16 protein-coding genes and 1 pseudogene are annotated in these 21,868 nt (G+C 73.3%); 16 read left to right on the plus strand and 1 reads right to left on the minus strand.

Going from position 1 to position 21,868, the window contains the following annotated elements:
* Positions 1–335 precede the first annotated feature (335 nt).
* The 6 genes from urtA to htpG all read left to right on the plus strand — a co-directional run bounded on the left by urtA (position 336) and on the right by htpG (position 7,180).
* Complete coding sequence (gene urtA, locus HCJ94_RS02880) at positions 336–1,580, plus strand: urea ABC transporter substrate-binding protein (RefSeq protein ID WP_167999371.1); 1,245 nt, start codon at positions 336–338, stop codon at positions 1,578–1,580.
* Between the two features lie 63 nt (positions 1,581–1,643).
* Positions 1,644–2,531, plus strand: coding sequence for an urea ABC transporter permease subunit UrtB (gene urtB / locus HCJ94_RS02885; protein WP_167999372.1), 888 nt, complete (start codon positions 1,644–1,646; stop codon positions 2,529–2,531).
* On the plus strand, positions 2,528–3,670 hold the full coding sequence (urtC, locus tag HCJ94_RS02890) for an urea ABC transporter permease subunit UrtC (protein ID WP_167999373.1): 1,143 nt from the start codon (positions 2,528–2,530) through the stop codon (positions 3,668–3,670). The genes urtB and urtC overlap by 4 nt, the downstream gene beginning before the upstream one ends.
* On the plus strand, positions 3,667–4,434 hold the full coding sequence (gene urtD, locus HCJ94_RS02895; RefSeq protein WP_167999374.1) for an urea ABC transporter ATP-binding protein UrtD: 768 nt from the start codon (positions 3,667–3,669) through the stop codon (positions 4,432–4,434). The genes urtC and urtD overlap by 4 nt, the downstream gene beginning before the upstream one ends.
* Positions 4,434–5,126: an ATP-binding cassette domain-containing protein gene (locus HCJ94_RS02900; protein ID WP_167999375.1), complete on the plus strand. Its 693-nt coding sequence runs from the start codon at positions 4,434–4,436 to the stop codon at positions 5,124–5,126. Before urtD ends, HCJ94_RS02900 begins: the two co-directional genes overlap by 1 nt.
* 143 nt (positions 5,127–5,269) lie before the next feature.
* Positions 5,270–7,180: a molecular chaperone HtpG gene (gene htpG, locus HCJ94_RS02905; protein WP_167999376.1), complete on the plus strand. Its 1,911-nt coding sequence runs from the start codon at positions 5,270–5,272 to the stop codon at positions 7,178–7,180.
* 239 nt (positions 7,181–7,419) lie between these two features.
* Here the strand turns inward: htpG and HCJ94_RS02910 are convergent.
* A pseudogene (locus HCJ94_RS02910) lies at positions 7,420–7,725 on the minus strand (MFS transporter); the annotation flags it as partial.
* Positions 7,726–8,242: 517 nt separating this feature from the next.
* Between HCJ94_RS02910 and HCJ94_RS02915 the strand changes: the two are divergent.
* The 10 genes from HCJ94_RS02915 to fxsT all read left to right on the plus strand — a co-directional run bounded on the left by HCJ94_RS02915 (position 8,243) and on the right by fxsT (position 21,792).
* Complete coding sequence (locus HCJ94_RS02915; protein WP_167999377.1) at positions 8,243–8,938, plus strand: SDR family NAD(P)-dependent oxidoreductase; 696 nt, start codon at positions 8,243–8,245, stop codon at positions 8,936–8,938.
* On the plus strand, positions 8,932–10,566 hold the full coding sequence (locus tag HCJ94_RS02920) for an MFS transporter (protein ID WP_309227119.1): 1,635 nt from the start codon (positions 8,932–8,934) through the stop codon (positions 10,564–10,566). The genes HCJ94_RS02915 and HCJ94_RS02920 overlap by 7 nt, the downstream gene beginning before the upstream one ends.
* A 48-nt stretch (positions 10,567–10,614) precedes the next feature.
* Positions 10,615–11,547: a diacylglycerol/lipid kinase family protein gene (locus HCJ94_RS02925; RefSeq protein WP_167999378.1), complete on the plus strand. Its 933-nt coding sequence runs from the start codon at positions 10,615–10,617 to the stop codon at positions 11,545–11,547.
* Positions 11,548–11,595: 48 nt separating this feature from the next.
* Complete coding sequence (locus HCJ94_RS31035) at positions 11,596–12,498, plus strand: DUF4231 domain-containing protein (protein WP_167999379.1); 903 nt, start codon at positions 11,596–11,598, stop codon at positions 12,496–12,498.
* Between the two features lie 64 nt (positions 12,499–12,562).
* Entirely contained in the window at positions 12,563–12,763 is a 201-nt protein-coding gene (locus tag HCJ94_RS02935) for an FXSXX-COOH protein (protein ID WP_167999458.1), read from the plus strand.
* Entirely contained in the window at positions 12,735–15,170 is a 2,436-nt protein-coding gene (locus tag HCJ94_RS02940) for an FxsB family cyclophane-forming radical SAM/SPASM peptide maturase (RefSeq protein ID WP_167999380.1), read from the plus strand. The genes HCJ94_RS02935 and HCJ94_RS02940 overlap by 29 nt, the downstream gene beginning before the upstream one ends.
* Positions 15,167–16,030, plus strand: coding sequence for an AAC(3) family N-acetyltransferase (locus HCJ94_RS02945; protein WP_167999381.1), 864 nt, complete (start codon positions 15,167–15,169; stop codon positions 16,028–16,030). Before HCJ94_RS02940 ends, HCJ94_RS02945 begins: the two co-directional genes overlap by 4 nt.
* On the plus strand, positions 16,027–16,704 hold the full coding sequence (locus HCJ94_RS02950) for a TIR-like protein FxsC (protein ID WP_167999382.1): 678 nt from the start codon (positions 16,027–16,029) through the stop codon (positions 16,702–16,704). The genes HCJ94_RS02945 and HCJ94_RS02950 overlap by 4 nt, the downstream gene beginning before the upstream one ends.
* On the plus strand, positions 16,691–17,860 hold the full coding sequence (locus HCJ94_RS02955; RefSeq protein ID WP_167999383.1) for a TIR-like protein FxsC: 1,170 nt from the start codon (positions 16,691–16,693) through the stop codon (positions 17,858–17,860). The genes HCJ94_RS02950 and HCJ94_RS02955 overlap by 14 nt, the downstream gene beginning before the upstream one ends.
* Positions 17,857–21,792, plus strand: coding sequence for an FxSxx-COOH system tetratricopeptide repeat protein (gene fxsT, locus HCJ94_RS02960; RefSeq protein ID WP_167999384.1), 3,936 nt, complete (start codon positions 17,857–17,859; stop codon positions 21,790–21,792). The genes HCJ94_RS02955 and fxsT overlap by 4 nt, the downstream gene beginning before the upstream one ends.
* Positions 21,793–21,868 lie beyond the last annotated feature (76 nt).

Consider the following 21,868-nt stretch of genomic DNA (forward strand, 5'->3'; position numbering starts at 1 on the left):
GCCGCCGAGGGCGGCGATATCCGCTTGCCGGTGCCCGTACGACGATTCTCCGTCGATGTGGCGCCGGCACTTTTTCTGCCGCTCGGAAAAGCGAGCGGAAACAGTCAATTGAGGAGCGGGAAACATCCGCGCAATGAAGCGGATCGAAGCTTTCCATGCCCGATATCCGATCCACGGCGTCCGGCCCGGCGTCCACCCGCCGACCGTTCGCCGCCGACGTCATCCACAACGGACCGCACCGCGACACGACGTCAACCACGACATCGCCGAACCGATCGCCGACACCGCTCGGCGCCACCAGACCGTTGCTCCACGCTTCAGCGCAGGGAGAACCGATGTCACTGATCCGGGGCCGCCGCCTCCTGGCGGGCGCCTTGACCCTGGTCGCCGCGGCCGCCTTGGCCGCGTGCGGCAGCAAGACCACCGACACCGACACCGCCGCCGGCGCCAGCGCCGACGTCTCCGGCGACACCGTCAAGGTCGGCCTGCTCAACTCCCTCTCCGGCACGATGGCCATCAGCGAGGTCACCGTCCGCGACGCGATCATGCTCGCCGTCGAGGAGATCAACGCCGCCGGCGGCGTGCTCGGTAAGAAGATCGAACCAATCGGCGAGGACGGGGCCTCGGACTGGCCCACCTTCGCCGAGAAGGCGGAGAAGTTGATCAGCCAGGACCGGGTCGCCGCCGTCTTCGGCTGCTGGACCTCGGCCAGCCGCAAGGCCGTCAAGCCGGTCTTCGAGAAGAACAAGGCGCTGCTGTTCTACCCGGTGCAGTACGAGGGTCTGGAACAGTCCCCGTACATCTTCTACACCGGCGCGACCACCAACCAGCAGATCGTTCCCGGCCTCGACTACCTCAAGGCCCAGGGCGTGAAGTCGGTCTACCTGGTGGGCAGCGACTACGTGTTTCCGCGGACGGCCAACAAAATCATCAAGGCGTACGCGGCGGCGAACGGAATGACCGTCGTCGGTGAGGACTACGCGCCGCTCGGCTCGACCGAGTTCGGCACGATCGTCAACAAGGTGAAAGCGTCGAACGCGAACGCCGTTTTCAACACCCTCAACGGTGACAGCAACGTCGCGTTCTTCAAGGAGTACACCTCCGCCGGGCTCACCGCCGCCACCATGCCGGTGGTGTCGGTGTCGATCGCCGAGGAGGAGGTCAAGGGCATCGGCACGCAGTACCTCGCCAACCAGCTGACGGCCTGGAACTACTACCAGACCACGCCGGGCGCGGCGAACGAGAAGTTCGTGGCCGCGTACAAGAAGAAGTACGGCGCGGACAAGCCGACCAGCGACCCGATGGAGGCCGCGTACGTCTCGGTGCACCTGTGGAAGGCGATGGTCGAGAAAGCCGGCAGCTTCGACGTGGAGAAGGTGCGCTCCGCGGCCGACGGCATCACCTTCGAGGCGCCGGAGGGCCTGGTGACCGTCGACGGCGCCACGCAGCACATCGCCAAGACCGCCCGCATCGGCAAGGTCGGCGCGGACGGGCTCATCACCGAGGTCTGGAGCTCCGGCCAGCCGATCAAGCCGGACCCGTACCTCAAGAGCTACCCCTGGGCGAGTGGCCTGAGCTGACCGCCGTGGCCCGGGCAGCGGCCCTGCCGCCCGGGCCACCCCCATCCGTTCGGAGTACGCACCGTGACAGTCCTCTTCGGTCAACTCTTCACCGGCGTCAGCATCGGGGCGGTCCTGCTGCTCATCGCGCTCGGCCTTGCGCTGACCTTCGGCCAGATGAACGTCATCAACATGGCGCACGGCGAGTTCATCATGGCCGGCGCCTATACCACGTACGTGCTCCAGCAGACCATCACCGGCGCCGGCTGGTCCCTGCTGGTCGCACTGCCGGTCGCCTTCGTGGTGGCTGGCACGATGGGCGTGCTGCTCGAGATCCTGCTGATCCGCCGCCTCTACGCCCGCCCGCTGGACACCCTGCTGGTCACCTGGGGCGTGTCGCTGATCCTGCAGCAACTTGCCCGCGACATCTTCGGCAGCCCCAACGTGCAGACCCGCGCGCCGGAGCTGCTCACCGGCAACATCGCCCTGCCCGGCGGGCTGACGGTCGCGAACAACCGCCTGTTCATCCTGGCCCTGGCGCTCGCCGCGGTCGTGGCGCTGACCCTCGCCCTGCGGCTCACCTCGCTCGGCCGGCGGATCCGCGCCGTCGTGCAGAACCGCGACCTCGCCGCGGTCTCCGGCATCCCCATCGCCCGCGTCGACCGCACCACGTTCTTCGTCGGCTCCGGCCTGGCCGGTCTCGCCGGGGTCGCGCTCACCCTGCTCGGCCCGATCGGCCCCACCATGGGCACCAACCTGATCATCGATGCCTTCCTGGTCGTCGTGGTCGGCGGGATCGGCCAGCTCAAGGGGAGTGTGATCGTCGCGTTCGCCCTCGGCGTGCTCCAGGCCACCGGCGAGTACCTCACCACCCTGAGCGTCGCCAAGGTGATGGTCTTCGTCGCCATCGTCGCGTTCCTGCAGTGGCGACCCCAGGGCCTGTTCACCCTGCGTACCAGGAGCCTGGCATGACCGCCGTCGCCGGACCGCCCGTCACCGACCTCGCCCCCGACGCGTCGCCACCACCGACGGTGCGCCGCCCGCGACCCCGGCTGCGTGCCGCCGCCGGCTTCGCGCTCGGGGCCGCGCTGCTGTTCGCCGTCGCCCCGCTGGTGCTGTCCGACTTCCGGCTGTCGCTGCTGGCCAAGTACCTCTGCCTGGCGATGGTGGCGGTCGGCATCGGCATCGCCTGGGGCCGGGGTGGCCTGCTCACCCTCGGCCAGGGCGTCTTCTTCGGCCTCGGTGGCTACGCGATGGCCATGCACCTCAAGCTCGCTGACGCGGGCCCGGGCCAGATGCCGGACTTCATGCAGCTGTACGGGCAGCTCGACGAACTGCCGCTGTGGTGGCGGCCGTTCGCGAGCCCGTGGTTCGCCCTGCCCGCCACGGTGCTGCTGCCGATGGCGGTCGCGTTCGGGCTCGGCTCGCTGGTCTTCCGACGGCGGGTCCGCGGCGCGTACTTCGCCATCCTCAGCCAGGCCCTCGCCGCCGCCATGGTGATCCTGCTGGTGGGCCAGCAGGGCACCACCGGCGGGACCAACGGTCTCACCGACATCCAGGGCTTCTTCGGGTACGACCTCGACGATCCGGTCAACCAGCGAACGGTCTACTTCCTCATCGCCGCCGTCCTGCTGGCGCTGCTGGCCCTGGCCCGCCAGCTCGTGCAGAGCCGCTACGGCGAGCTGCTGGTCGCCGTACGCGACTGCGAGGAGCGGGTCCGCTTCCTCGGGTACGACCCGGCGACGGTCAAACTCGTCGCGTACGTGACCGCGGCCGGCATGGCCGGCCTGGCCGGGGCGCTCTTCGTCCCGGCGGTCGGCATCATCTCCCCGGCGCTGATCGGGATCGTCCCGTCGATCGAGTTCGTGATCGGTGTCGCCGTCGGGGGACGGGCGACCCTGCTCGGCCCGGTGCTCGGCGCGGTGGCGGTCGCGTGGGCGCGTACCGCCCTGTCCGAACGCTTCCCGGGCACTTGGACGTACCTGCAAGGGGGGTTGTTCGTGCTGGTCGTGGCGTTCCTTCCGGGCGGCCTGGCGTCGCTGCTCGCCCGCCGCAACGGCCTCGGCCCGCTTGCCCGGCTGGGCCGCCGTCGGACGGAGGTGGCGGGGTGAGCGAGCTTGACGGGCTGCTGATCCGCGACCTGCGGGTCAGCTTCGACGGGTTCACCGCCGTGGACGGGGTGAGCCTCACCGTGCCGTCGGGTGACATCCGGTTCCTCATCGGGCCGAACGGCGCCGGCAAGACCACCCTGGTCGACGCGGTCACCGGGCTGGTCCGGGCCACCGGCTCGGTGCGATTCGGCACGCACGAGCTGCTCGGCCGGCCGGTGCACCGGATCAGCCGGCTCGGCGTAGGCCGTACCTTCCAGACCGCCACCGTCTTCGAGGAGCTGTCCGTCCTGCAGAACCTCGATATCGCCGCCGGTGCCCGGCGCGGCTGGGCGATCCTCGCACGGCGGCGGCGGGGCGTGCCCGACGAGGTCGCCGCAGCACTGGACACGATCGGGCTGGCCGGGCACGCCGAACAGCCCGCCGGCACCCTCGCCCACGGACAGAAGCAGTGGCTGGAGATCGGGATGCTGCTCGTCCAGGACGCGAAGCTGCTGCTGCTCGACGAACCGGTGGCCGGCATGAGCCACGAGGAGCGCGACGCCACCGGCGCCCTGCTGGAGACGGTGAGCCGGGACCGCACGGTGGTGGTGATCGAACACGACATGGATTTCCTGCGCCGCTTCGCTCGGACGGTCACCGTGCTGCACGCCGGCCGCGTGCTCAGCGAGGGCACCGTGGCGCAGGTGCAGGCCGACCCGCGGGTGCAGGAGGTCTACCTCGGCCACCCGGTCGACACCGGGTCGGCCCCGAGCGGAGGTGAGTGATGCTGGCGCTGCACGGGGTGTCCGCCGGGTACGGCCGCAGCCTGGTGCTGTACGGGGTCGACCTGGCGGTGCCCACCGACGGGGCGGTCGCCGTGCTGGGCCACAACGGGGCCGGCAAGAGCACGCTGCTGCGGGTCGCCGCCGGCCTGCTCCGCCCCACCGCGGGTGTGGTCGAGCTGGACGGCGAGGACGTCACCCGACTCGCCCCGCACCAGCGGGTGGCGCGCGGGTTGGCGTACGTCCCGCAGGGGCAGCAGTGCTTCCCGCACCTGACGGCGGGGGAGAATCTGCGGCTGGTGGCCGACGGGCGCCGCGACGGCGCCGCCGCCACCGCGGACGCGCTGGACCTGTTCCCGGCGCTGCGGCCGTTGCTGCGGCGCCGGGCCGGCCTGCTCTCCGGCGGGCAGCGGCAGCAACTCGCCCTGGCCCGGGCGCTCATCGCCCGACCGCGGCTACTCATGCTCGACGAGCCGACCGAGGGCATCCAGCCGTCGGTGGTGACGGAGATCCAGGACCGGATCGTCGGGCTCACCCGGCAGGCCGGCATCAGCGTCCTGCTGGTCGAGCAGCACCTCGGCTTCGCGCTGCGGGTCGCCGACCACTACCACGTCCTCGAGTCGGGGCGGGTGACGTCGACCGGCACCGGCGGCGTGGGGGCCGAGACGGCGGTCCGGGCCGCCCTCGCCGTGTGAGTGCACGGGTGCCGTGTCGCCCTGCGTGAGGTGCTCGTATCCTTTCGGCGAACCTCTTCGTGGCGCCGGCCGGCGGCGCCCGCATCCGTGGCGCCGGCCCGGCCGGCGCCGCACCGGGCTTCGAGGACGAAAGGACACGGTGTATGCGCACCGAGACGTTGGAGTTCCAGGCCGAGGCACGTCAGCTGCTCCGGCTGATGGTCCACTCGATCTACTCGAACAAGGACGTCTTCCTGCGGGAGCTGATCTCGAACGCGTCGGACGCGCTGGACAAGCTGCGCCTGGCGTCGCTGGTCGACAAGGACCTCCAGGTCGACACGTCCGACCTGCACATCGCGATCGAGGTCGACAAGGCGGCGCGCACCCTCACCGTGCGGGACAACGGCATCGGCATGTCCCGCGACGAGGTCGTCCAGGTGATCGGCACCATCGCCAAGTCCGGCACCGCCGAGTTGCTGCGCACGCTGCGCGAGTCGACCGACGCCGCCGCATCCCAGGAGCTGATCGGCCAGTTCGGCGTCGGCTTCTACGCCGCGTTCATGGTCGCCGACCGGGTCGAGCTGGTCACCCGCCGGGCGGGGGAGACCGGCGGCACCCGCTGGGAGTCGACCGGCGAGGGCACGTACACGATCGCGCCGGTCGCGGACGCACCGCAGGGCACCGCGGTCACCCTGCACCTCAAGCCGGCCGACGCCGACGACAACCTGCACGACTACACCGCCGAGTGGACCATCCGGCAGATCGTCAAGCGGTACTCCGACTTCATCGCCCACCCCATCCGGATGGAGGTCGAGCGGCCCGGTGCGGAGGGCGGCGAGCCCAGCACCGAGGTGCAGACCCTCAACTCGATGAAGGCGCTGTGGGCGCGGTCCCGCGACGAGGTCGAGCCGGCCGAGTACCACGAGTTCTACAAGCACGTCAGCCACGACTGGGCCGACCCGCTCGAGATCGTGCACATGCGGGGCGAGGGCACCTTCGAGTACGAGGCGCTGCTCTTCCTGCCCTCGCACGCCCCGCTCGACCTGTTCTCCCCGCAGGGCCGGCGCGGCGTGCAGCTCTACGTCAAGCGCGTGTTCATCATGGACGACTGCGAGGCGCTGATGCCGGCGTACCTGCGCTTCGTCAAGGGCGTGGTCGACGCGCACGACCTGTCGCTGAACATCTCCCGGGAGATCCTCCAGCAGGACCGGCAGATCCAGGTCGTCCGCCGCCGGCTGGTCAAGAAGGTCCTCGCCACCGTCAAGGACCTCAAGGCCAACCAGCCGGAGAAGTACCGCACCTTCTGGGCCGAGTTCGGCGCCGCGGTCAAGGAGGGCCTGATCGACGACACGGAGAACCGGGACGCCCTCCTGGAGATCCTCTCCGTCGCCTCGACCCACGACGCCGCCGAGCCGACCGACCTCGCCGGCTACGTCAGCCGGATGAAGGACGGCCAGACCGACATCTACTACGCCACCGGCGAGAACCGCGCCACCATCGAGAACTCGCCGCACATGGAAGCGTTCCGCGCCAAGGGCTACGAGGTGCTGCTGCTCACCGACGCGGTCGACGAGGTGTGGGTGGAGCGGGTCGGCGAGTACGACGGGAAGACGCTGCGCTCGATCGCCAAGGGCCAGGTCGACCTGGACACCGAGGAGGAGAGGAAGGCGGCCGAGGCCGAGCGGGAGCGGCAGCGCACCGAGTACGCCGACCTGCTCGCCTGGATGGGCGGCGCCCTCGCCGACCAGGTCAAGGAGATCCGCCTGTCGTCCCGGCTGACCACCTCCCCGGCCTGCGTCGTCGGTGACGCCCACGACCTCACACCCACGCTGGAGAAGATGTACCGGGCGATGGGCCACGAGGTGCCGCAGGTCAAGCGGATCCTGGAACTGAACCCGAGCCACCCGCTGGTGAGCGGGCTGCGCAAGGCCCGCGAGCAGGGCGGCACCGAGGAGTCGCTGACCGAGACCGCCGAGCTGCTGTACGGGATGGCGCTGCTCGCCGAGGGCGGCGAACTGGCTGACCCGTCCCGGTTCACCCGGGTCCTCGCCGAGCGCCTCGCCCGTACCCTCTGACCGGCGGCGGGGGATGCCGCAGCCGCGGCGTCCCCCGCGTCAGGTCGCGGCGTTCCGCCGGGACGCCAGCCACCACCCGGCCGTCGCCGCCACCGCGACAGCCCCGCTGAACAGGAACGGCACGACCAGCCCGGCCCGGGCGGCGAGCGCGCCGCCGGCGAGGGCGCCGAGCGCCGTGCAGCTGTAGGTGAGGGTGCGGGACGCGGCGACGACCCGGCCGAGCAGCCCCTCGGGTACGAGACGCTGCCGCAGCCCGTCGCCACCGCCACCGCCAGCGTCGCCAGGACCAGCACGCGGCCGGCGTCGGCGGTGGCGACGACCGTACGGGCGCCCCGCCCGTCGGCGAGCGCACCGGCGAGCAGTCCGGTCACCAGCCACGGAAGGAACTGCGCGGCGGCGACCGCCGCGACCGCCACCGGGTCGTCGCTCAGCGCGGCGGCCAGCAGGGGGAACGCCGCCACCCGGATGCCGTCACCCAGGTTGGCCAGGGCGGCGGCGGTCCAGAAGGTCCAGAACGGGCGACCCAGCGACCGGTCAGCAACCATGCCGCCGACCGTACCGGGCCCGGCCGTCCACGTGGGGCCGCCCACGTGGTCGCCGGCCGGCGCCCGGTGAGCGGTTGCCCCCGCCGGTGGCCGGCGGGGTGGGCCGTCGCCGGGGACGTCGGCCACGGCCGCCCCGACCAGACCCACCGGGCGCTGACCGGCAGCGTCGTGGGCCCCGGGCGGCGCCCGGAGCCCACGACCGGAGCCGGACCTACCAGAGCACGCCGGGCATCGGGATCTCGGTGCCGACGGCGAAGAAGTCGTGCCACTTCACTGTTACCTTGTCGGATGCTCGACCGCGGCAGCACCTACTGCAGCGGAGTGACCAGCCCTTTTTCATTTGCCGCAGTGGTCATTCCTGTCGGAAAGGGGTCAGGAGATTAATGCCTTTTCCGTGGTTGTTGGGAGCCGCCGGACAGCCGGCCGCGACGGGAAGTCGTCGAGGTCAGGTGTGGAACGGGCGGTAGCGGGAAGGCGACCCTCCGCACGTCCGCCCCTAGCCGAGGGCAGGAGAGACATGGCCGGGAGATCCTTCGTGGTGGTCGGCGGCACCAGCGGCCTCGGTCTTGCGGTCGCCCGCGCCCTCGCCGCGGAACACCGGGTCGCTGTCCTGGGCGACGTCGCGACCGAGGTCGCCGCCGTACGTGGCGAACTGGGCTGCGACGGCGGAGTCTGCGATGTCGCCTCCTATGCCGAGGTCCGTGACTCCTTCGGCTGGTTCGCCGAGCGGTACGGCACGATCCACGGGGTGGCCGACTGCGCGTCGGTGTGGGCGGGTGGAGACCTGCTGGACCTCGCCCCCGAGCGCATCCGGCGTGCCGTCGAGGTCAACGTGCTCGGCACGACGTACGTGTGCCGGGAGGCGCTGCGGCAGTTCCACCGGCAGGGCTTCGGCAACCTCGTGTACGTCGGGGCCATGGCGGTGGTGAAGGCCCGGCCGGGCATCCCCGTCTACCGGGCCACCAAGAGCTACGGCGCCAGCCTGGTCGAGTCGCTGGCGGAGGCGCAGCACAGCAACCGGGTGAAGGTGATGCAGCTGCACCCTGGACCGATGCCCACCCGCCTGCAGGAGCGGGTGGGCGCCGAGTTCCTGGACACGGTGTACGCGATGCCGGATCAGGTCGCGCCGGAGGTCGTCCGGCTGCTCCAGCTCAGCCCCGACCATGTGTACGTTTCCGGTGAGGTCGTGCTGCGCGCGGACGGACGGTGGTGACGGCGGTCAACGCCGACGCCGAGCCGGCGGTCTCGGCCTGGGCGCCGCTCCGGATCGCGGTGTACCGCAACCTGTGGCTGGCCCTGCTCGCCGCGAACGTCGGCACGTGGATGCAGACGGTCGGCGCGCAGTGGCTGCTGATCGACGAGCCGAACGCCTCGACCCTGGTGTCCCTGGTGCAGACCGCCAGCTTCCTGCCGGTGCTGCTGTTGGCGTTGCCGGCCGGGGCGCTGGCCGACGCCTTCGACCGGCGGCACCTGCTGATCTCCGTACAACTGTTCCTGGTGGTGGTCGCGGCGGCGTTGGCGCTGCTCACCGCGACCGGCCGGATGCCGCCGGCGCTGCTGCTCACGCTGACGTTCGCGTTCGGGGTCGGGCAGGCGCTCACCCTGCCGGCGTGGGCGGCGGTGATCCCGGAACTGGTGCCGCGGGACCACCTGCGGGCCGCCTCCGCGCTCGGCTCGATCAGTGTCAACGTGGCGCGGGCGGTGGGGCCGGCGGTGGCGGGCGTGCTGATCGCCCAGGTGGGTGCGGCACCGGTCTTCGCACTGAACGCCGTGGCGTTCCTGGTCTTCACCGTGGCCCTGCTGCGGTGGCGGCCGGGCAACGCCCGCGCCGTCGAGGTGCCCGAGCCGTTCACCGCGGCGCTGCGCGCCGGCGGTCGGTACGTACGCCACTCGCCGCTCGTCCGTCGGTTGCTCCGGCGCGCGCTCGTGTTCCTGGTGCCGGGCAGCGTGCTGTGGGCGCTCCTGCCGCTGGTGGCGAGCCGGCGGCTCGGCATGGACTCCGGCGGGTACGGCCTGCTCCTGGGCGCCCTCGGGGTGGGCGCGATCCTCGGCGGCCTGCTGCTGCCGTGGGTCCGCACGAGGATGTCGGCCAACCAGTTCCTGCTGGTGGCGAGCGCGCTGTACGGCGGGACGCTGCTCGTCGTCGGCCTGGTCCCGGTCGTACCCCTGGTGCTCCTGGCCCTGCTGCCGGCGGGGCTGGCCTGGGTCAACGTCCTGGCCAACGTCAACGCCGAAATACAGATCTTCCTGCCGGGCTGGGTGCGAGCGCGCGGGCTGGCCATCTACCAGGTGGTGTTCGCCGGTGGTCAGGCGGTGGGCGCGTTCGTCTGGGGCGTGGTGGCGGACGTGTCGGGGCTGGTCGTCGCCTTCGTCGCCGCCGGTGCGTTGATGCTCCTCGGCGCGGTGACCAGCCAGGTATGGCCCCTGCCCGACCTGCGGGGCGTGGACAAGGACCCGGCCACGTACTGGCCCCGCCTCCACCTGGCCCACGATCCGGATCCCCGGGTGGGTCCGGTGCTGGTGACTGTGACGTACACGGTCCGTCCAGAGCGGGAGCGGCAATTCCTCGACGCGATGGACGACGTCCGCGGCTCGCGGCAGCGTACCGGGGCGATGCGGTGGGGGCTGTTCCGCGAGGGCGAGACCGGCGACCGGTTCGTGGAGGTCTACCTGGTGCCCTCCTGGGACGAGCATCTGCGGCAGCACGGCGGGCGGTTGACCGGCGCCGACCAGAAGGCCGAGGAGCGGGCCCGGGACCTCGCCGACGGGGCGCCGGAGGTGCGGCACCTGTTGCCGGCCGCCGCCGGCCCGGCGATGACCGACCGCCGGGAGGAGGGGTGAGCGCGCCCCCAGCGTGGGAACGACGCCGGCTGGGTAACACCGGGGGGCATGAGCACCAGCACAGCGGAGCGCGGGACGACCGTGCCGACCCGGGTTGGCACGGTCGCGGTCGTCGCCCACCGGAAGAAGACTCTCGGGGGCGGCCTGGACGCGCTGCGCACCGAGCTGGTCGCGGCGGGCGTCGAGGACGTGATCTGGTACGAGGTGCCGAAGAGCCGCAAGGCGCCGAAAAAGGTGCGCAAGGCACTGAAGAAGGGCGCCGACCTGGTCTTCGTGTGGGGCGGTGACGGAATGGTGCAGCGCTGCGCCGACACCCTCGCCGGCACCGACACCGCCATGGCGATCCTGCCCGCCGGCACCGCGAACCTCTTCGCCGCGAACCTGGGCATCCCGGAGGACCTGCCCGAGGCCGTCCGGATCGGGCTGCACGGCCCGCGCCGCGCGCTCGACCTCGGGAAGCTCAACGGCGAGCACTTCGCGGTGATGGCCGGTGCCGGCTTCGACGGCGACCTGATCCGGGAGGCCGACCGGAAGCTCAAGGGCAGGCTCGGCCGGATCGCGTACCTGTGGACCGGGCTGCGGCACGTGCGGGGCGAGCTGGTCCCCACCCGGATCACGGTCGACGGCGCCGAGTGGTTCGACGGCGAGGCGAGCTGCGTGCTGTTCGGCAACGTCGGCACGATCACCGGCGGCATCCCGGCGTTCGACGACGCCCGGCCGGATGACGGCGCCCTGGAGATCGGCGTGTCGACCGCGAACGGCGCGGTCGACTGGGCGCGGACGCTGGGCCGGATGGCGGCCGGCCGCTCCGAGGAGTCGCCGTTCGTGCGCATCACCCGGGGCCGCCGGGTGAAGGTCACGCTCGCCGCGCCCCGGACGTACGAGCTGGACGGCGGCGCACGGCGTGCGGTGACCAAGCTCAAGGTCCGCGTGGTGCCCGGCGCGTTGACGGTCTGCTGCCCGAAGGCGTCAGAGCGGTGACCTCGTCGGCGCGGTCGGCAGCGGATCCGGTGCCCTACCATTCGGGGAGTGTCGACCGTCGATTCCCCAGCCGTGCTCGACACGGTCTGGCAGCAGCAGGGTGTGTGGTCCCGGGCGGCGGACGCGGCGCGGCGACGGATCGTCCGGGGCCGCCGTCTGGTCGCCGGCCTGACGGTGGTCGCCGCCGTGGCCGGCGCCGCCGCCGCGCAGCTCGGCACCGTGCACCTGGCGACGAGCCGGGCGCTGGCGATCGTCGCCGCCGCCGCGCTGGGCCTCGTCCCGCTGGCCGTCCGGTCCACGGCCCGTGAGCCGGTGCAGGTCTGGACGCGGCTGCGCTCGGTCGCCGAGTCGCTGAAGGCCGAGGTGCACCGCCACCTGGCCGGGGTGGCCCCGTACCGGGGGCCGGACCGCGACGCGGTGCTGCTGAGCCGCGTGGACGCGATCCTGGACGAGGCCGGTGACCTGGTCGGGCACACGGTCGACGTCGCCCCGCCGGCCCGACCGCTGCCGGCGGTGTCGGACGTCCCGTCGTACCTGGTGCAGCGGGTGGACCGGCAGGTCGAGCGGTACTACCTGCCGGAGGCCCGGCGGACGGGCGCCGCCGCCCGCCGGATCCGGGTGGTCACGACGGGCCTGACCGCGGCCGGCGCGGTGCTCTCCGCCGTGGTCGGGGTGCTCGGCGACGGGCTCGGCCTCGCCGCGTGGGTGGGCGTCGTGGCCACGGTGACGACGGCCGTGGTCGGGTACGGCGCGGCCCAGCAGTACGAGCAGCAGCAGATCGAGTACGCCCGCACCGCCGACCAGCTCGTCCGGCTGCTCCGCGCCCGGCGGGACGGGGACGGCTGGACCGACGACGACGCGGTCGTGGCCGAGGCGGAACGGCTCATCGCACTGTCCAATGAGGCATGGATGGCCAGAACCCTTGAAGAAGATGGCGTACCGCGCCGCTGAGACTACTCCGCGTGTTGTAGACTCATCGACAGTTGTCTAGGGCCGCCGTCCCGGCTGGCCCCCGCTGACCCACAAGTCCGATGGGGGGACTCACGTGGATCGCAACGCAGGCCGGTCGACGACCACCGCTCCGCTGGCCGATCTCCGGCACACTCCGCTCGGAAAGATTCCGCTCTCCCGCGCCCGCACCGTGGCGCTGCCCGACACCCGCACCGTGGACCAGCCGGCCCGCGTCGATGTCGCAGCCTTCGGCTCTTCGATCTGACGCCGGTGAGCCCGCGACGCCCGGACGGCCCGCGTCGGCCGTAGCCCTGAGTCAGTTCGTTCTCAAGATCGTCAGTCGGTGCGACCTGTCCTGCGACCACTGCTACGTCTACGAGCATCCCGACCAGTCCTGGCGCCGCCAGCCGCACACCATGGCGCCCGCGACGGTGGCCGCCGCCGCCCGGCGCATCGCCGAGCACGCGGTCGCGCACCGGCTCGACGCCGTCCGGGTGGTGCTGCACGGCGGTGAGCCGCTGCTCGCCGGCGCGGCCGGGCTGGCGGCCACCGCCGCCGAGCTGCGCCGCCGGCTCGACCCGGTGACCCGGCTGGACCTGCGCATGCAGTCCAACGGCGTGCTGCTCACCGAGGAGATCGCCGAGGTGCTCGTCACCCACGGCGTCGCGATCGGCATCTCCCTCGACGGTGACCGGGCCGCCAACGACCGGCACCGCCGCTACGCCTCCGGCGCGAGCAGCCACGCCCGGGTGCTGCGGGCCCTGGCGCTGCTGCGCCGCCCCGAGTTCCGGCCGTGCTACGCCGGGCTGCTCTGCACGGTCGACCTCGCCAACGACCCCGTCACCGTCTACCGGGCGCTACTCGCCGAGGACCCGCCCCACATCGACTTCCTCCTGCCGCACGCCAACTGGGAACGTCCCCCGCCGCGCCCGGCCGGCGTCGCCACCCCGTACGCCGACTGGCTGCTCGCCGTGCACCGGGCCTGGACGGCCGACGGTCGACCGGTGCCGATCCGGCTGCTGGATTCGCTGCTCGCCACCGCCGCCGGCGGCGTCACCCGCACCGAGGCGGTCGGGCTGGCCGCCGCCGACCTGGCGGTCGTCGAGACCGACGGCAGCTACGAGCAGGTCGATTCGCTCAAGTCCGCGTACGACGGTGCGCCCGCCACCGGGCTGGACGTCTTCACCCACCCGGTCGACGCGGTCGCCGCCCACCCGATGGTCGCCGTCCGGCAGGCCGGGCTCGCCGGGCTGTCCGCCACCTGCCGCGCCTGCCCGGTCGTCCGCCAGTGCGGCGGCGGCCTGTTCGCGCACCGGTACCGCCCCGGCACCGGCTTCGACAACCCCTCGGTCTACTGCGCCGACCTGGCCCACCTGATCGAGGGCATCACCGGCGTCCCGGCCGGGCCGACCGGTTCGCCTGCCGCAACGCCGGCGGCATCGGCCGGTGCCGGTGGCCCGGATGCCGCGATGCCGCCGGCATCGAGTCGATCCCCGTCCGTCGACCCGGCGGACGACGGCGCCGGGCCGGACGTGCTGGACCCGTCGGTCCTGGACGACCTCGGCACGGGCCACGGCACCGACGCCTCAGTCCGCCAGCTCGCCGCCGTCCACCTGGCCAAGACCCGGGCGTTGCTGGTGGCGCTCAGCCCGGCCACGGCCGGGCACCCGGTCGCCGCGGCGGCCTGGGAGCGTCTGGTCGACCTGGACGTCACCGCACCGGGGGCGGTGCGGGAGGTGCTGGGCCACCCGTTCGTCCGCCGCTGGGCGCACCGGTGCCTCGAACGGCCGGCGCTGGCGGACCTCGATCGCCTCGCGGCGGTGGCAGCGGCGGCGGCGGTCCGCGCGGGTGCCCGCGTCGACCTGGACGTGCCGGTCCGCGACGGCGTGCTCGCCCTGCCCACCCTCGGGGCGCTCGCCCTGCCGGAGCTGTCCGGTCCCGCCCTGCTGACCACGGTCGACGGGGGTTTCCGGGTGCGCGCGGCGGGGCGGACGATCGACGTCCGGCCGGGCGAGGAGACATCCGTCTGGCGCCCGGTGCGCCGTGCCGACGCACCCGACGTGCTGATCGAGGACACCGACCCGTACCGGGACTGCTACCAGGACCTGGTGGTCGCGCCGCGGCTGGCCGCTGACGCCGCCGCCCGCTGGGCGGCCCACCTCACCGCGGCGGTGGGCCGGATCGACACCGAGGCGGAGGCGTACGCCCCCGGCGTGCGGGCGCTGCTGCGCGCGGTCGTCCCGGTCCGGCCGGACCGGCAGGGCCGGCAACGCAGCGCCGCCGCCGCGTCCGCCTTCGGCGCCGTCGCCGTCACGCCGGTTCCCGACGACGCGGCCCTCGCCGTGCTGCTCGTCCACGAGGTGCAGCACCTGAAGCTCGACGGGGTGCTCGACGTCTGCGAGCTGGTCGACCGGCGGGACGCCCGGCTGCTCACCGTGCCGTGGCGGGACGACCCGCGCCCGGTGGAGGGCGTGCTGCACGGCACGTACGCGCACCTCGCCGTCGCGGACGTGTGGCGCCGGCGGCCGGGGGCGGAGGCCGCCGCCCAGCACCGCCGGTACCGCGACTGGACCGACGGCGCGCTCGACGCCCTGCTCGGGCTGGGTGCGCTGACACCGGCGGGGGAGCGGTTCGCCGCCCGGATGCGCACCACGGTGGACCGCTGGAGATGACCGTCGGGCGCGCCGGGCTGGCCGCCGACCTGCGGGCGTTGGGCCTGCCGATCGGTGCGACCGTGCTGGTCCACGCGTCGCTGCGCCGGATCGGGCCGGTCGCGGGCGGCCCGGCGGCCGTGCTGGCCGCCCTGGGCGACGTGCTCGGCCCGGCCGGGACGGTGGTGGTGCCGACGCAGACCGCCGGCAACTCCAACACGTCGCCGGCCTTCCGCGCCGCCACCGCCGGTCTGACCGCCGCCGAGGCGGCCGAGGTGGAGGCACGCATCCCGCCGTTCGACCCCGACCGGAGCCCCGCCGAGGGCATGGGTGCGCTCGCCGAGCACGTGCGACGGCAGCCCGGGGCCGTGCGCAGCCGGCACCCGCAGACGTCGTTCGCGGCGCTCGGCCCGGCCGCCGCCGCCCTGACCGCCGTGCACGACCTGGAGTGCCACCTGGGCGAGCGGTCCCCGCAGGCGGCCCTGTACGCCGCCGACGCCCTGGTACTGCTGCTCGGTGTCGACTACGCCAAGTGCACCGCCTTCCACCTCGCCGAGTACCGCCTCAGGCCACCGCCCGCCTCTCGTCCGTACCGCTGTTACGTCCGGGACGAGGCGGGCCGCCGGGTCCGGCGCGACTTCCTCGCCCTCGACCTCGACGACTCGGACTTTCCCCGGATCGGCGCGGCCCTGGACCGCCGGCCGGAGGTGCGGCGGGGCCCGGTCGGCGCCGGCACCGGCCGGCTGGTGCGGGTGCGTGCGGCCGTCGACTTCGCCGGCCGATGGATGAGCGGGCACCGGACGCGAGGGCGGTTCCGTGTTTGCCACTGCCGATACTGTGGTCCCGCGGGAGTGTCCCCTTCGGACGGGAGCGGCGTGTGAGCGAGGAGGAGTTCCGGGTCGACCCGCGCGCCCCCGTGTTCTTCCTCAGCTACGCCCGCGCCAAGCAGCGGCCGGCCGAGCCGCCCCGGGACACCAACCAGAAGGTGTTCCAGCTCTACGTCGACCTCTCCGACCACGTGTCGGAGCTGCTGGGCCTGCCGGCGGGCAGCACGGCCGGGTTCCTCGACCGGGTCCTCGACGGCGGCCAGGTGTGGGCGGACGACCTGGCCTTCGCCGCCGGCCACTGTCAGGTCTTCATCCCGCTGATCTCCCCGCAGTACCTGCGCAGCGTCTGGTGCGCGCGGGAGTGGAACGCGTTCGTGCGCCGCCGGCAGGTGCGCCGCCCGGACGCGCGGGCGACGCCGGGGGAGCGGCCGATCATCCCGGTGAACTGGTCGGTGATGGGCCGCCGCCACCTACCGGAGGCGATCCGCCGGCGGCAGATGTTCTCGCCGACCGGGCTGCCGCCGGACATCGCCCCGCAGTACCAGCAGGAGGGCATCTACGGCCTGCTCAGCCTGGGCCGTAACGGCAAGGACGCGTACGACGCGGTGGTGTGGCGGCTCGCGCAGCGGGTGGTGCGTGCGGTGGACACGCACTGGGTCGAGCCGTACGTGTCGCACATCGAGGAGCTCGGCGACGGGTTCGAGGAGGCCGGGGATGAGCTGGACTGACACCACCGGCTCCCGCGCCGGCCGGGAGACGTACTTCTTCCTCAGCTACGCCCATTCGGTGCCGCTGTCGGCGGCGGCCCGTCCGGACACGGACTACTGGGTCAGCCGGTTCTTCCAGGACCTGCACGCCGCCGTGCAGCGCGGCGCGCGCCGCGCCGGTGACCTCGACATCGGGTTCTTCGACGGGCTCGTCGCGCCCGGCGCCGACCTGAAGCAGGCGCTCACCGACGCGCTCAGCCTCACCCACGTGTTCGTCCCGCTCTACTCGCCGAACTACTTCAGCAACGCCTGGGCCGTCGGCGAGCGGGCCGCCTTCCGGTCCCGGCTGGGCCTGCTGCGCCCCGGCGAGGCGGGCCGGCACATTCTGCCGGTGTTGTGGATCCCCTTCCCGCCGTGGGACGACCGGCCGGAGATGGCCGAGGCCGTGGAGCTGGTCGGCGGTCCCACCGAGTACGCGGAGAACGGCCTGCGGGCGCTGTGCAAGCTCAGCGCCTACCGGCGGCAGTACGACGTGGTGCTCAGCGCCCTCGCCGAGCGGATCATCGCGGTGACCGAGACCGCGCCGTTGCGCCGCTCGCGGGCCGCCCCGGTGGGCGCGGCCCGGGTGGAGGACCGGGGAGACCCGGCGCTGGTCGTCACCGCGCTCGCCGGGCCGGACGGGCGGCAGTGGCGGCCGTTCGCCGGGCGGCACGTGCTGACGATCGCCGACTACGTGGCCGCCACCGCCCAGCGGTTGGGGCTGCCGACCCGGGTCGTCGAGTTCGCCGGCGCCCGCGACCACGCCCCGGACAGCCCGACCGTCCTGCTGATCGACGCCAGCCTGGGCGTGGCGGCGGTCCGGGAGGCGGTCGCCGGCCTGCCGCGCTGGGTGGTGCCGCTGGTCGTCGCCGACGCTGACGCCCTGCCCGGGGGGACCGCCTGGGCGGCGGGGGCGGACGAGATCGACGCCGTGCTGCGCGAGGCCCGGTTCCCGGAGGTGCGGCCGGTCCACGGCGTGGACGAGTTCGAGCGCAGCGCGCCGCTGCTGGTGATCGAGGCGCGCAAGCAGTTCCTCCGGCACGGCCCGCTCTACCCGCAGGACATCCCGGGCGCACCGCGGCCGAGCCTGCGCCCGACCGACCCATCCGACCAGCGGCGACGAGGAGAAGACCGATGACGGAACAGCGCGACGGTCAGGTCGTCACCTTCTACTCGTACAAGGGCGGCACCGGCCGCACGATGGCCCTGGCGAACACCGCCTGGATCCTCGCGGCGAACGGCCAGCGCGTCCTCGTCGCCGACTGGGACCTGGAGTCACCGGGGCTGCACCGGTTCTACGCCCCGTTCCTCGACCCCGAGCAGGTCGCCTCCACCGGTGGTGTGATGGACCTGATCGTCGAGTACGAGTGGGCGAACCTGAATCGCCGCCGGGAGGCCGAGGCCGCCGGGCTCGCCGAGCCGGTGGAGTCCCGCCCCAGCGACTGGCACCGCCACCTGGCCAAGGTGCAGAAGTACGCCTTCTCCGTCACCTGGGAGTTCCCCGGCGGCGGCAGCCTCGACCTGCTGCTCGCCGGCCGGCACAACCCGGACTACGCGAGCAGCGTCACCGGCCTGAACTGGGACAACTTCTACAACCGGCTGGGCGGGGCGCTGTTCTTCGACGCGCTGCGCGAGGACATGAAGCGCCACTACGACTGGACGCTGATCGACAGCCGCACCGGCATCAGCGACGTCGCCGAGATCTGCACCATCCACCTGCCGGACGTGCTGGTCGACTGTTTCACGCTGAGCGACCAGGGCATCGACGGCGCCGCCACGGTCGCCGCCCGGGTCCGCGGCTACGAGGGGCGGCGGGCGCGGCGGGTGCTGCCGGTGCCGATGCGGGTGGACGAGGGGGAGAAGGGCAAGGCCGACGCCGGCCGGGCGGTGGCGATGCAGCGGTTCGCCGGGCTGCCGGGCGGGATGACCGACGCCGAACGGCGCGAGTACTGGCTCACCGTCGAGGTGCCCTACCGGGCCTACTACGCGTACGAGGAGACGCTCGCCACCTTCGGCGACATCCCGGGCAGCCGCACCACCCTGCTGTCCGCGTACGAGACGCTGACCGGCCACATCACCGGTGGCCGGATCGCCGCGTTGCCGCGGATGGACGAGGCGCTGCGCCGGCGTACCGTCGCCCGCTTCGAGCGCAAGCCCGCCGTCGCCGACGAGCTGATCGTGCTGCGACACGTCCCGGAGGACCAGGCCTGGGCGGAGTGGGTGCAGGCCGTGCTCACGGCCGTGGACCTGCGGGTGGTCACGGCGGCGGTGGACGATCCGCCGCCGGTGCGGCCCGGCGCGGTGACCCGTGACGTCACGCTGGTCTCCCGCTCGTACCGGGTGGCACACGACGAGCAGGTCGACCCGCGCCGGTCGGGCGCGGCGCTGCTCGTGTACGTGGACAGCACCACCCCCTCGCCCGACGCACCGATCGGCAGCTGGGTGTCGCTGCACGAGCTGGCCGCCGAGGAGGCCGTCGACCGGCTCGTGCAGCTCCTCGGGGTGACCCCACCACCGGGCCACGGCCGTCCGCTGGTGCGCACCGCCCGCTACCCGGGCTCGCGGGCGCCGGTGTTCAACCCGCCCAGCCGCAACCTCCGGTTCACCGGCCGCGATGAGCTGCTGCGCCAGCTCCGGGAGGAGTTGAAGGCCGCCGGCAGCACCGGCCTCCCGGTGGCGTTGCGCGGGGGTCCGGGCATCGGCAAGACGCAGCTCGCGATCGAGTACGCGCACCGCTTCCGGGGTGCGTACGACGTCATCTGGTGGGTCCAGGCCGACCCGCCGCAGTTCGTCGACGTCCGGGTGGCCGACCTCGGCGCCGAGCTGGGCCTGCCCCGGCAGCCCACCATTCCCGAGATGACGCGAGCGGTACGGCAGCGGCTCAGCCGCCCCGAGCGCCGCCCGGACGGTGGCCCGCCCGAGCAGTGGCTGCTCGTCTTCGACAACGTCGACCAGTACGAGGACGTCCGCGACTACCTGCCGCAGGGCGTCGGGCACGTGCTCGTCACCACCCGCAACCCGGACTGGGGCGACCTGGCCCGGGCGTTGGACGTCGAGGCGTTCCAGCGGGCGGAGAGCGTCGCGCACCTGCGGGCCCGCGTCGGCGAGCGGTCGATCACGGAGGCCGAGGCGGAGCAGGTGGCCGACGCGGTCGAGAACGTGCCGATCTTCGTGGCGATGGCCGGCGCGTGGCTGGCCGACACCGGCACCCCGGTCGCCGACTACCTGGCCGGCCTGGAGCGCACCGGCCCGGCCGAGGACATCTGGGACTTCTCCCTCCAGCGGTTGCGGGAGGGCTCGGCGGGCGCGTACCGGCTGCTGCAGCTCGCCTCCGTGCTCGCCCCGGAGATCTCCCTCGAACTGCTCTACAGCGACCAGGTCGCGAAGGTCATCGCCGCGCACGACCCGGTGGTGGCCGCCCGGGTGGCCGACCGGGTCTCCGAGCGGGACATCGCCGCCGCGCTCGTGCAGCGCATCAACCGCCTGGCCCTGGTCAAGGTCGACCTGCACGCCCAGCAGGTCCAGGTCCACCGGCTGCTCCAGGCGGCGCTGCGCGCCCGGATGACGCCGGAGGAACTGGCCGGCGTGAAGCAGGACGTGCACCGCATCCTCGCCGGCTCCCGCCCCTCCGGCGAGGTGGAGGACCCGGCCGCCCAGGCGCGCCTGCGCCTGCTCTGGCCGCACCTCGACGGCGCCGACGCGCTCTCCTCGCCCGACGACGACGTGCGCCAGCTCATCATCGACCGGATCCGGTACATCTACCTCAACGGCGGGTACGCGCAGGGCCACCGGTACGCCGAGCAGGCCGACGCCGCCTGGACCCGGCTGCTGGCGCAGCTCGCCCCGGACACGTCCGCGCACCGGGCGTTGCAGGTGCAGCTGCTGCACCTGCGGTTCAACCGGGCCAACCTGCTGCGTAGCCTCGGCCGGTTCGACGACGCCCGCCGCCTCGACGAGGAGACGCTCGGCGCCCAGGAGAAGCTGATCGGGTCCAGCCACCCGTACACCCTGATGACCGCGGGTGGCTACGGCGGTGACCTGCGGGCCATCGGCCGCTACGCCGACGCGCTGGAACGGGACCTGCGCACGTACGCCGCCTCCGTCGAGGTGTTCGGCGAGGACCACCGCCGTACGCTGACCGCCGCGAACAACCTGGCCGCGTCGTACCGGCTGATGGGCGACTTCCGGCGGGCGCTGGACGGCGACGAGGCCACCTACCGCCGGCTGCGGGTGGTGCTCGGCCCGGACCACCCGCGCACCCTGCTCACCGCCAACAACCTGGCGCGGGACCTGCGGGAGGCCGGCGACTACGAGGGCTCGGTGGCGTTGCTGCAGACGGTCGTCGCCGGGTACCGCAACCTCTTCGGCGACCAGTCCCGCAACGTGCTCACCGCGCAGACCAACCTCGCCGCGTCGCTGCGCAGCACCGGCGAGATCGCCGAGGCGGCGCGGCTGCTCGACGATGCGTACGAGCACCTGCTCGCCGGGTTCGGCCCGCTCAACCCGGACACCCTGTTCAGCCGCCTGTCCCGCGCGGCGAACCTGATGCTCCAGGGGGAGGGGGAGCGGGCCCGTCTCGAGCTGACCGAGACCGAGGAACAGTTCGCGCAGGTCTTCGGCGAGGGGCACCCGTACGTGCTGGTGTGCCGCAACAACCGCAGCGTGGCGATGTGGGACGCCGGTGAGGTGGTGGCGGCCCGGGAACTGGCCGCGCGGACGGCGGCGGCGGTGACCACGGCGCTGGGTGGCACCCACCCGCTGACCATGGCGGTCGCCAACAACCTGGCCGTCTTCACGATCCAGCACGGCGAGCTGGAGGCCGGGCGGGAGCAGCTGCGCATCGTCGTGGGGCGGCTGCGCGAGACCCTGGGCGAGGACCACCCGGACACGCTGCGCGGCCGGGGGAACCTGGCGGTCGCCGAGCAGACCACCACCGGCGGCGCCGGCAGCATCGAGCGGATGCGGCTGGCGGACCGGCTGGCCAACCGGATCGGTCAGCACCACCCGAGCGTGGTGAACCTGCGGGAGGGGCGGTACGTGCGGCGGGTGCTCGACCCGCACCCCTACTGAACCTTCTTCAACCTGAACCGCGCGGCGGCCACGCCCCGACCCCCACCTGTTGCCACGACGGACCGCAAGGGGAGGT

It is taken from the genome of Micromonospora thermarum, from assembly GCF_012034245.1.
Taxonomy (GTDB): Bacteria; Actinomycetota; Actinomycetes; order Mycobacteriales; family Micromonosporaceae; genus Micromonospora; species Micromonospora thermarum.

Bases quoted from the DNA above. Each gene is read 5' to 3' on its own strand.
- urtA (WP_167999371.1), top strand. From the start codon at position 336: ATGTCACTGATCCGGGGCCGCCGCCTCCTGGCGGGCGCCTTGACCCTG.
- urtC (WP_167999373.1), top strand. From the start codon at position 2,528: ATGACCGCCGTCGCCGGACCGCCCGTCACCGACCTCGCCCCCGACGCG.
- HCJ94_RS02900 (WP_167999375.1), top strand. From the start codon at position 4,434: ATGCTGGCGCTGCACGGGGTGTCCGCCGGGTACGGCCGCAGCCTGGTG.
- htpG (WP_167999376.1), top strand. From the start codon at position 5,270: ATGCGCACCGAGACGTTGGAGTTCCAGGCCGAGGCACGTCAGCTGCTC.
- HCJ94_RS02915 (WP_167999377.1), top strand. From the start codon at position 8,243: ATGGCCGGGAGATCCTTCGTGGTGGTCGGCGGCACCAGCGGCCTCGGT.
- HCJ94_RS02925 (WP_167999378.1), top strand. From the start codon at position 10,615: ATGAGCACCAGCACAGCGGAGCGCGGGACGACCGTGCCGACCCGGGTT.
- HCJ94_RS02940 (WP_167999380.1), top strand. From the start codon at position 12,735: ATGTCGCAGCCTTCGGCTCTTCGATCTGACGCCGGTGAGCCCGCGACG.
- HCJ94_RS02945 (WP_167999381.1), top strand. From the start codon at position 15,167: ATGACCGTCGGGCGCGCCGGGCTGGCCGCCGACCTGCGGGCGTTGGGC.
- HCJ94_RS02955 (WP_167999383.1), top strand. From the start codon at position 16,691: ATGAGCTGGACTGACACCACCGGCTCCCGCGCCGGCCGGGAGACGTAC.
- fxsT (WP_167999384.1), top strand. From the start codon at position 17,857: ATGACGGAACAGCGCGACGGTCAGGTCGTCACCTTCTACTCGTACAAG.